8 protein-coding genes and 1 pseudogene are annotated in these 9,748 nt (G+C 64.8%); 3 read left to right on the forward strand and 6 right to left on the reverse strand.

The window, feature by feature from the left end:
• Nucleotides 1-67: 67 nt before the first annotated feature.
• The 4 genes from ACGFMK_RS48185 to ACGFMK_RS48200 form a co-directional block, all read right to left on the reverse strand.
• Nucleotides 68-511: a hypothetical protein gene (locus ACGFMK_RS48185; RefSeq protein ID WP_392778559.1), complete on the reverse strand. Its 444-nt coding sequence runs from the start codon at nt 509-511 to the stop codon at nt 68-70.
• 113 nt (nt 512-624) lie between these two features.
• Nucleotides 625-825, reverse strand: coding sequence for a helix-turn-helix transcriptional regulator (locus ACGFMK_RS48190; RefSeq protein ID WP_392778562.1), 201 nt, complete (start codon nt 823-825; stop codon nt 625-627).
• A 1,522-nt stretch (nt 826-2,347) separates the two neighbouring features.
• Entirely contained in the window at nt 2,348-5,080 is a 2,733-nt protein-coding gene (locus ACGFMK_RS48195; protein WP_392778565.1) for an NB-ARC domain-containing protein, read from the reverse strand.
• Nucleotides 5,081-5,432: 352 nt separating this feature from the next.
• On the reverse strand, nt 5,433-5,618 hold the full coding sequence (locus ACGFMK_RS48200; RefSeq protein ID WP_392778568.1) for a hypothetical protein: 186 nt from the start codon (nt 5,616-5,618) through the stop codon (nt 5,433-5,435).
• A 175-nt stretch (nt 5,619-5,793) separates the two neighbouring features.
• Here ACGFMK_RS48200 and ACGFMK_RS48205 point away from each other — a divergent pair, with 175 nt between their 5' ends.
• Nucleotides 5,794-6,054 carry a methyltransferase domain-containing protein gene (locus tag ACGFMK_RS48205; protein ID WP_392778577.1) on the forward strand — a complete coding sequence of 87 codons (261 nt, stop codon included), beginning with the start codon at nt 5,794-5,796 and terminating at the stop codon, nt 6,052-6,054.
• On the opposite strand, the gene ACGFMK_RS48210 is transcribed toward ACGFMK_RS48205, so the two are convergent.
• The gene (locus ACGFMK_RS48210; RefSeq protein WP_392778579.1) at nt 6,035-6,403 is read right to left on the reverse strand and encodes a hypothetical protein; all 369 of its coding nucleotides are present in this window, start codon (nt 6,401-6,403) and stop codon (nt 6,035-6,037) included. The genes ACGFMK_RS48205 and ACGFMK_RS48210 overlap by 20 nt on opposite strands.
• A gap of 53 nt (nt 6,404-6,456) precedes the next feature.
• Nucleotides 6,457-6,804: pseudogene (locus tag ACGFMK_RS48215) on the reverse strand (AbiV family abortive infection protein); the annotation flags it as partial.
• Nucleotides 6,805-7,029: 225 nt separating this feature from the next.
• Here ACGFMK_RS48215 and ACGFMK_RS48220 point away from each other — a divergent pair.
• Both ACGFMK_RS48220 and ACGFMK_RS48225 read left to right on the forward strand, forming a co-directional pair.
• Nucleotides 7,030-8,958: an ATP-dependent endonuclease gene (locus ACGFMK_RS48220; RefSeq protein ID WP_392778571.1), complete on the forward strand. Its 1,929-nt coding sequence runs from the start codon at nt 7,030-7,032 to the stop codon at nt 8,956-8,958.
• A 303-nt stretch (nt 8,959-9,261) separates the two neighbouring features.
• Nucleotides 9,262-9,657, forward strand: coding sequence for a hypothetical protein (locus tag ACGFMK_RS48225; RefSeq protein ID WP_392778574.1), 396 nt, complete (start codon nt 9,262-9,264; stop codon nt 9,655-9,657).
• Nucleotides 9,658-9,748 lie beyond the last annotated feature (91 nt).

Here is a 9,748-nt window from a genome sequence, read left to right on the forward strand (position 1 = left end):
CCGAGGTACTCGGCCAGCTCCTTGACCGACACCCCGGACGCCAGTGCGATCGAGGCGTAGAAGTGCCTCATGCCGTGCATCCCGTCCCGTCGCATGACGTAGTCAATCTCTGCCGTACGGTAAGCAGCGACTTGTCGCCGAGAAACGGGAAGACGCCGTTATCGAGATGGCTGGTTACCGTCTGACGAGTCGAGGCGTCCGTCGACTGGCCTTTGCGCCACTCACGGGTGTAGGCGCGGAACGGTAACTCACCAGCCTTCGGGTCGACGTACTCGTTCGAGAGCACGTCGTGTTGCATCTTGGTGAGGAACGTTTTCGCGCGGGTCAGTTCCTTGTCAGGAAAAGACTTGGACTTCTCCTTTCCGTCGGGGTCGTAGTAGTGGACCTTGTAGCGGTCCCCCTTGCCGAACAGATCCGTCTTCTCTCGAACCGGCCGGCCGCTGTCCGTGTAGACGAGCTTTCCGCCCACCTTCTTCTTGCGCCACCACCGGTCCTCCACGTGTCCTTTCACGCGACTCACCTTACTTCTGCCAAGCCGAACCACCTTGGTGCGGCAGGAAAGCCCTGGAACGCCCGCAAACGGCTTCAACGGGGGAAACCAGGGCTGCTCATGTACGGCGGTTGTCAGGCCGCTTCACGGCTTGCCAGCCAGGCCCGGACGCCTACGGGGTCGTAGCGGACGTGCTTGCCAAGCCGCGCCCACGGCGGGCCATACCCGGTGAGCCGCCAGTGCTTGAGCGTCTTCTCCGAGATCCCGAGAAACGCCCCCAGTTCCTCCGGCCCCCAGAGCCCTTCCAGCTCCGCTACACGGATTCGCGCGACCATCGCTGTGCCCTCCTTTCCTTGTAGGTCAGGCCGCCTCACGGCCGTGATCGCAGTTCCGACGTTCTCGGACCTGGTAGATCGGCGACGGCGACCATTGCCCTGGAACTACTCGGCATGCCATGCGATGCGCTCTGAGATCGCGCGCGTGACGAGCTGGACCCGTAGCGTGCAGTGGACGTCGCCGGGCCTCGCGGTCCTGCTGGTCGTTGGTGGAGGCCCGGCCGTAGAACGCAATCCGCATGATCAGGCCGCCCCCTGTCCCCGTCGAGCAGCAGCCGCAGTAGAACGCCCGCTGCGCCGTGTGACACCCTCGACGGCGACGCCGGTAGCAGCACTGTGGCGGCGACGATGTTGCGCTGGTGAGCAGATCGAGGCTGTCTGCCGGCGATGTCCTGGAGCGTCGGTGGTCGGGGACAGCGAGGTGTTCGAAGGAGTCGTCATGTCCGCCCCAGGGCCTGGTCGGTGTGCATGGTTCGTCCACGACACCGTCGTAGCGGCCAGAGGGGAAGTACCTGCTCAGGTCGACTTCGGCGACGCGTGGCTCACTAACCAACTCCGCCTGAGAGGCAGCGAGGAGACATCACGACACCAAGGTGTGAAGGTCGGCTGGTTCGGTGTCACCGCCGTTTGACGCCGGGTGGTCGCCTCGGTCGGGAATCCGTCGCCATTTCGTCGCCATCTGACAACGGAGCCCTTGCTCCGCGACGATGGCGGGGTGCTCTGACCTGCGGGTTCAGGCGGTGCGAGGAGACATCAGTACTCGGTGACCTCTTCCGAATCAGGGAAGTGTAATACCTGGCTTGACCAGGTAAACGCGTGCCACCGCAGGTCGCGGCCTTCTATTGCTCCCCGGTGGGGCAGCTTTGGTGCAGTTGCCTCAGGTTGTGGTCGCCGACGAATCGCCAAGTTACGCACGGTCGAGCCGAAAGATGGTCCGCCTAACCGTATAACGAGATAGACAGCAAGTGCTGGCTTCCGACGGCGTCTACTACGTCTGCTGTGAGGCGATCTGCAGGCAGTAACTCCTCAGGCCCGACGGGTCCCCTGTCGTCCGAGGCGTTCCCTGTCCCGGTCGTCATCACCCTGCCGACTCCGAACGTGGCGACCAGCTGCGCGAGGTTCTGCCATCAGGCCCACTCAAGCCTCATGCTTTGAGGCTGCACGGTGCTTGCCCACCCGCCATCAGTCAAGGGCGAACTTTGGCCGAGAGACTGCGGATGGGGTACGTCGCACCAGGGTACCCCGAAGAGATTCGCATTGCGTTCGTCGCTCTCACGCGGCCGCGCCGGTACTGTGCCATCGCGCTTCCGGATAACCCCGACGAAGACGTGTTGGCAGCCTTTGAATCCGTCGACGTCAACCGGGTGCGTGCTGAACCCTGCCAATGACACGATCAGTGACCCGTGACGTCGGCAGGGGCTGCGGAGTATATGGCTGGCTGACCAGGGTGTCAGCCGGTCCGTCGGACAACCAAACCACTCCGTCTCCAGGGCTGCTTCCGGCGCGTACCGAGGTCGCGACGCTAGTCGAGCAGCAGGGGCCGCGCGTCAACGGATCGCTTCACTGTTCTCATCAAATCGATCTTGTCCTGGCGGCCGATTGTCTTCAGTTCCTCCTCAGCGGCCCTTCTCAGTGAGGTAGGCCCATCGGTCGGGTCTCTGAGGGGCGCGAACGGCTGCTTTGCCGCTAGATTCTCGGCCAGCTCCAGCACAAATAACGCCTCGGCGTACCAGTATCGGTCGTAAGCCGGGGATGAGCTGAAGAACTCGGCTGCGCGGCGGCAGTCGTCGAGGTGAGGGGCAGGGACCTTACCGGCGATGATGCCGATCTTCGTGAGGGAAACGGCGGTTCGATAGTGAACCGGCATCAGCAACGGGTACGCCGTCGCGGCCAGTGTGGCGCGGAGGCTCTCGACGGCCTTGCCCAAGTCCTCGTCGAAGACTCGCATCGTGCCGATGCGGCGGGCGACCTCGAATCGACCCAGGCCAAAAAGTTCTCCTGAAAAGCGATCTCTCGCACGCTCGAAAAACGGGCGGGCGTCGTTTAGTCGCTCTCCCGCGACGAACTGCGCGTAGGCGATTTCGCCTTCGAGCAAGTCGACGTGTGCAACGTTCGGCATCTTGCTGCCGTCGGTGGCAGTGCCTGCCGCATTGAGCCGACGCAATTCCGTGATGTGGTGAACTGCCTTCGGAAGATTCGGGCGCCTCAAGGCGAGACGCGTCAAGAGCAAGTGCGCCCGTGCGGCGACGGGTGGAGGCGCCGACTCTTGCAGAGGCCGTGACGCGTAGACGTGAGCCAGGTCCAGATCCCCCTTCCGCATGGCGTCCCTGGCTATGGAGAGTGACTCGGGAAGCGGTTCGATCAATCGGGTGATTTCGGTTTTCCGGTGTGACACCTTGAGGTTCCCGCGGTCCACCGCGTGCGTCGCCCACGGCTGGTTAACGGTCGCCGCCATGCGCTCGGGGGTCATCGAGGAACCGAGGTACCTCGATCCACCGAGGTTTGCCAGAATAAGTGGGTCGTGATCCTGTTCTTCCACCATGAGCAGTCGGTACTGGAGTGCAGCAATCTGCGGGTCGATGCGGCCGCTCCCGCGCAGGGCACGGCGGAACAGCCAGTTTTTCTTCAGGATTGCACGCCCGGACCAGGAGCCCTGCTCCATAGCCGCCACGAGGAGCTGGCCGAGCAACTCGGTGTGGTCGTCATTCGCCCGGTGCTCGCCGACGGCGTCGATCACGGTGTTCACCAGCCCTAGCTGCTCATCCGTAGGGCCGAAGAAGGGCCGCTCGCCTTCGAACTTGTCCCGGAGCCAGGCCGCGGCAGCAGCACCGACCACCTCGTGGCGGTCCAGCGCTAGCTTGTTCACCAGTTCCCGTACGAGCTCGTGCATTCCGATGTCGTCTTCGCCGATCATCGAGACAAAGGAGTATTCGGTCAGTCGGGCGATGGCATCCGCGAACCCCATCGGGTCGTAACTGTCCGCTGGCGCCGACTCGGCCACCGACGGGATGGCCCGGAAAATGCCCTGGAGCGTGTGGCGCGCGACGTGGTTCTGCCGCAGGAATGCGATGACGGCGAGCAGCCTTGCTGCCGCGAAGTCGCTCTCCTCGAGCCGCGAGAGCAATGACCTGTAGATGAAGGTCAGCGCTTTGTCCCGCTGCTCGCCGATGCTCAGCGTCCGCTCTATGTCGCGTTCCAGTCCCGCGCAGAACTCGTCGAGCGTGATGTAATGGTTGCGGAGCAATGCTGCGGCGGACTCGATCGCGAGCGGGTAGCCGGCGAGTACGGTCGCGAGGCGCTGGGCGTCACTGTCGGAGAACGGCCCGCGGAGTTCTGCCCTGGCCAGCACGAAGGCTTGCTCGGCGGACAGCTCGTCGATCGTGATGCATGTCCAGACCCCGGGGTCAACCCGCCGGCGGCGCATCGTGACGATCACGGGCGTACCAAGTGCGTCCGGCAGGACCCTTTCGAGCAGCTCCGGGTCGTCGAGGTCGTCGATGAGCACTGCGAGCGGCTTCGGGGAGGTGTCGACGAGGTCCGCGAACTCGCGCAGGAGCCGGGCATCGTCGAAGTCGTGGCGCCGCCCCCGGACATGCAGTTCGCTCTTGATGCTCTTGACCATCTGGTCGGCCGAGTCGCCGCGCAGCCAGAGTGCCTCGCCCCGCATCTGCTCGGCCATCTCGGCGGACACCGTCGACGCCAGGTGCGTCTTCCCGAAGCCGGGCAGACCGACGAGTGCGATCCGGCAGTTCTCGGAGACGGCAAGCTTGATCCGGTCGTGCAGCTCTTGTCGACGCGCGTACTGCTTCGTCGAGTAAGGCATCCGGTCCCGCCAGGAGCGCACCGTCAGGCCGCCCGCGGGCTTCCTGACCGCGAGGTCCGCGGTCGGCCGGCCGACGGGGTGCTCGGGATCCGACTCGTCCGTGCGGACGGCCACCTCGGCGCGCGGTCGGCTGTCCGCGTCCAAGTGCTTCTGGAGCTCGTCGTACTGGTCCCGCCACCACTTCTGATCTCTCAGCATGCGAAGCCGGTCGGCGCCGACGGTGGTGACCGTGGTCGGCAGATTGTTGATCGCGGCCGTCACTACGTCGTAGACGAGATCCCACTGCGGTAGCCGACGACCTTTCCCGGCAAAGAGGTCACCGACGGTGGATTCGTGCCGGGCGGCCTTCCGTGCAAGCTGCCGCCTGGACATGCCCGTGCACACCAGCAGCTCCTCAAGCAGCTTGGCAAAACCCGTCACCGTCTCGCTCAAGACCACCCCGTGCACGGCTCGACTCCGGTCACCGGACATGACCGAAGCCCGGCTCTGACAAGGTACCTCTCACCAGCCCGAACGCCTCCAGTCACCGGATGCCGCCGGGTTTCCCCACTCCCGTGTCGGCGTCCTGCACCGTGGTCACCGGTACCGGCGGAAACCGGATCACGCCACTTCACAGGAGGTTTCATGAACACGCAAGACCGCAAGTCCCGGCAGCTCACGCACAGCGTCTTCGGCGGCGTCGTGGCCGGTGCCACCCGCGCTCTCGTCGACTGGATCATCGACCTGCTCACGCGTTAGGTACGCGGAGGTCACGTCGTGTCGAGGGCGGTCAGCGTGGCTTCGGCTACGGCGTTGGCGACGGCGGGTTCCCGCTCGACCTCGCCGCGACGTCGTGCGTGAGCGACACCGACTCGATGGCCGCGACGCCGTCCACGACCGCGACGTCACCGCCGCCCGGCGAGCCCTGGCCGAGGAAGGGACCGGCATGCTCACTGGCGCCGGGGACGCCGACCGGCTCGGCGCCGTCCACTACGCCGGCTCGGAACTCTCGGCCGAGGTGGCCGCGACCAGCCTCAGCTGCGGCAACCCCCTGGTCATCGCTGGGTTGAAGCCCGGCGAGACCGTGCTCTACCTCGGCTCCGGCGGCGGGCTGGACGTCTTGCTCTCTGCCCGCCGGCGTCGGGTCGGACGGCCGGGCCATCGGCCTGGACACGACCGACGACATGCTTACCCCCGCCCGTCGGCGTGCCGAGCAGGCCGGCGTGGCCAACGTCGGGTTCCTCAAGGGCACCATCGAGCCGATCCCCTTGCTGGACGCCTCGGTCGACGTCGTTGTCTCCGACTGCGTCATCGTGCTCCCGCCCGGCAAGCCCGACGGCAATGCACCGGGCAGGGACGACACCCGTTCGGGTGAAATCTCTGCGCGACGCGTGAGGCTTGACGAGCTCAGGTCTCCTGGTCCGTAGCGTCGCCCTTCGTGGACGTCTCGGCCGCGTCCTGCCAGGCCTTCGGATGAGTGATCGGCAGCAGGCTGTATTGCTGGGCGTGAGTGCTGTCGTAGGGCGTAACCGCGTCGAACTTCATCCGGCTGTGGTCAGTGATGAGCAGCATCTCGACCACTCGAGCTGCTGTGCGGAGGTCCTCGGCGATGGGCCCCGGCTCGATGTCGCCGGGAGAATGCACCGTGTCGCCGGCCTTGTCCAGGTCGACGTAGAAGCCGGCCATCTTGTCGGCGTTGGCCCGCTTGCCGGCAGCTTCAGCCTCGGCTGCCCGCCGGGCGAAGTATGCCTGCCAGTCGGCCTCGGAGGCGTCGATGGTGAGGCCGTCGAAGCGCTGGACGCCCCAGAACCCATCGAGTTCCCGGCCGAGACGAGCGCTTCCAGGTACTTAGCTGCGTGGCTGCGACCGTAGGTAGTCAGCTTCGTTGCCATGAGCGGTTCGCCCGTGCCGGTGTTCCAGGACTCGGCGAAAGTCTGGTACAGCCAGAGCGCTTTGCCCAGTTCCTCCTGGGCCAGGACCGTGAGCGAACGCGCTCGCCCGTACGAACCGCGCTCGAGGAGGGCGTCGCCGTCGGCGATCAGGCCAGTGGCGTTGTCCACGAGCGCTTTCCAGAACGACCGCGCTGTGTTCGTATGCATCTCCATACGGCCAGTCTGCTGCAGAAAGACTGAGGGAAGAGGTGAATTTCCGACGAACTTGCTTTGCTCATCCGCCATTCGTTGACGAATGCAGGTGGGGGTGGGGTACTCCGTGGCGCACCCGATAAACCTGCCCTGAGGTGTCTTATTGACAAAGTGAAGATCGACCTGGGGTGGTCGTGACAGAGAAAGTCACCCTTGGCGAGCACTCGGATCGGTGACGTGAACGGTCGAAAGCACTGAAATGTCGGTGCCTCGACGTACGCTGTGGCCTCAGGTGAACAGTCTGCTGAAGGGTGACGGGTGAAGCTGACGTCGTTCAGGGTGCGCCGGTACAAGAACGTGATCGACTCGACGCTGGTGTCGATGGAGCAGGACGTGACGGCTCTGGTCGGCATGAACGAGTCGGGCAAGTCGACCATGCTCTACGCCCTCTACCGGTTGAACCCCGTCTACGGCGACGAGTTCATCGAACGGGACGACTACCCGCGCTGGCGTTGGAAGCGCGACGGCAGGAAGGAGAACCTGTCCGTAGTCACACCGATCGAGGCGACGTTCCGGCTGGGCCAAGCTGACCTCGATGCCCTCCGCGACGCATTGGGAGAGGGTGTCTGTGCTCCGGACACAGTGACCATTGGCCGGCACTACAACGGTGGGTCCTGGGTTGCAATAACCGTCGACACAGCGCGCTTCCTGAAGAACGTCCTCGACGGACACCCGGATGCTAAGGAGCTCCTGGCCGTCCACGACACGGTCGCGTCGTTGAAGGGCGCCTTGTCGGACTTGGCCGTCACGGAGACGGCTGAACGAGCAGAGGGGGAAGGCCCGTCCGAAGGAGTCCAAAACGACCAGCGCGCTCCGAGCGCAGATGCCCTTGAGCGGATCTCGTCGCAGCTTGGCGCCAAAGAGGACTTGGGGGCAATCGCACGGACTATCGCGATTTCGCGGATGCCGAGGTTTTTCCGCTTTGCCTCTTACCAGAACCTCGAGGGCCGCGTCGACGTCGCCACCCTTCGCACCCAGGAGAACGAGGAGCCAGGGGCGTCGTCGAAGCAGACCGCACGCGCCCTTCTCCGTCTGGCGGATACCGACATCGATTCCATCACCGATGATGAGTTCGAGTCGCGCACCGCCGAGCTGGAAGCGGTCTCCAGCGACTTGTCGCGCGAGATGGCGGAGTACTGGAGCACGAACCCCGAGCTGCGGATCCGGGTGGAGATCGAACCGGAGACCGTCCGCCATCCGAACGGTCAGATGACCGTGGCGCGCTTCCTCAACTTCCGGGTGGAAGACCGTAAACACGACTTCACGAACAACTTCTCGCTGCGGTCCTCCGGGTATCAGTGGTTCTTCTCCTTCCTTGCCGCGTTCAGCGAGTTCGAGGGCAGTGACGGCGACGTGGTGATCTTGCTCGACGAGCCCGCGCTCACGCTCCACGCGAAGGCGCAACAGGACTTTCTGCGTTTCATCAACGATCGTCTCGCCCCGGTCGGCCAGGTCCTGTACACGACGCATTCGCCGTTCATGGTCGAGGAGATCGAGCGGGTGCGAGTCGTCGAGGACCGTGGCGGTGACGTCGGGTCGGTGACTACCTCCGACGCCCTGGAAGTCGGAGAAGACAGTGCCTTCCCGTTGCAGGCCGCCCTCGGCTACGACCTGTCGCAGAACCTGTTCATCGGTGAGCGGAATCTGCTTGTCGAGGGCCCGTCCGACTTGGCCTACCTTGAGGTGATCAGCAGGCATCTCCGCGACGAGGGGCGTGAGGGGCTCGACGAGAAGTGGCGGATTCTCCCGGCTGGGGGAGTGTCCAATGTTCCCACCTTCGTTGCCTTGCTCGGACGGAAGATTTCGGTCACCGTGCTGCTGGACTCCGGCACGGAAGGCGGCGGTAAGGTCGAGGCGGCGATCAAGGCCAACAAGATCGCCAGCAAACGCGTGGTGTTCGTGGGGTCGGTGCTGACCCAGAAACACAGTGACATCGAAGACCTGTTCACAGCCGGTGACTACCTCGGCTTATACAACGACGCGTTCGGCGCATCGCACAAGGTAGGTGACCTGCCGAAACACCCCGATCGGCTCATTCTGCGGCTGGAGGCACTAGACGGCAAATTCGATCACTGGCGACCGGCGGAGGTCCTGCTCCGCAATCCGGCGAAGGTCGCGAAGCTCTCGCAAACGACGTTGGACAACTTCGAGAACCTAGCTCGGAGCATCAACGAGACGCACTCCTGAAGCGCAGTGGAGGTGGGCGGCTTCTAGCCGAGCGCCGGCCGGCCACCGCCGCAACGGTCAGAGGGGAAGTGCCCGCTCAGATCGACTTCGACGGTGCGCGTCTCGACGAGCGACTCCGTTTGAAGCACTGGGAAGACGTCGCGATGCCAAGCAGGCAGAGTAACCAACTCTGGTTCGGGGCACCGTCATTTCAGTTCGTCGCCGAACAGGGCCGGGGGGCACATCGGCCTCACCGAGCCCGAGGTCGAGTTCGCGCAGCGGCTGGGTGCCCTGGTCGCCAGCCCGCGGGCGGCGAAGCGGCTGATGAACACCTACCGCCTGATCCGGGCGACCTGGCACGTCGGTTCGCGGTCGCGGTTCCTCGGCGGCGACAGGCAGCCTGGCGAGTTCCAGGCCGTGCTGACCCTGCTTGCGGCGGTCGCCGGTCACCCGACGATGGCAGCCCGGCTGCTCCTCGCCCTCCAGAATGCGGACGGGGACAGCTGGGCTGGCTTCGTCCGGCGGCTGGCCCCAGCGACGGACGACACCGAGCCTGGCGGGTTGTTCTCTGGCGGGCTCGACGTGTCCTCGCACGACTTCGCGGATTGGGAGAACCTGCACCGCGGTCTCGAAGCGAGCCGGACGCAGGAGATGCTCGACGACCTCGGTACCTACCGACGCTGGGGTCCGGTTATCGCGCGGTTCGGGTTTATCCTCTAAGGGGGCAGTTCAGAATGAGTCGGCGTGTCGTCTTGCCTGACAGGCAGAGCTTTCCAGAATGTTGGTATGCGTGAGGAGGTCCTGACCGATC

Source organism: Amycolatopsis sp. NPDC049252, from assembly GCF_043197175.1.
In the GTDB taxonomy this organism is placed as follows: Bacteria; Actinomycetota; Actinomycetes; order Mycobacteriales; family Pseudonocardiaceae; genus Amycolatopsis.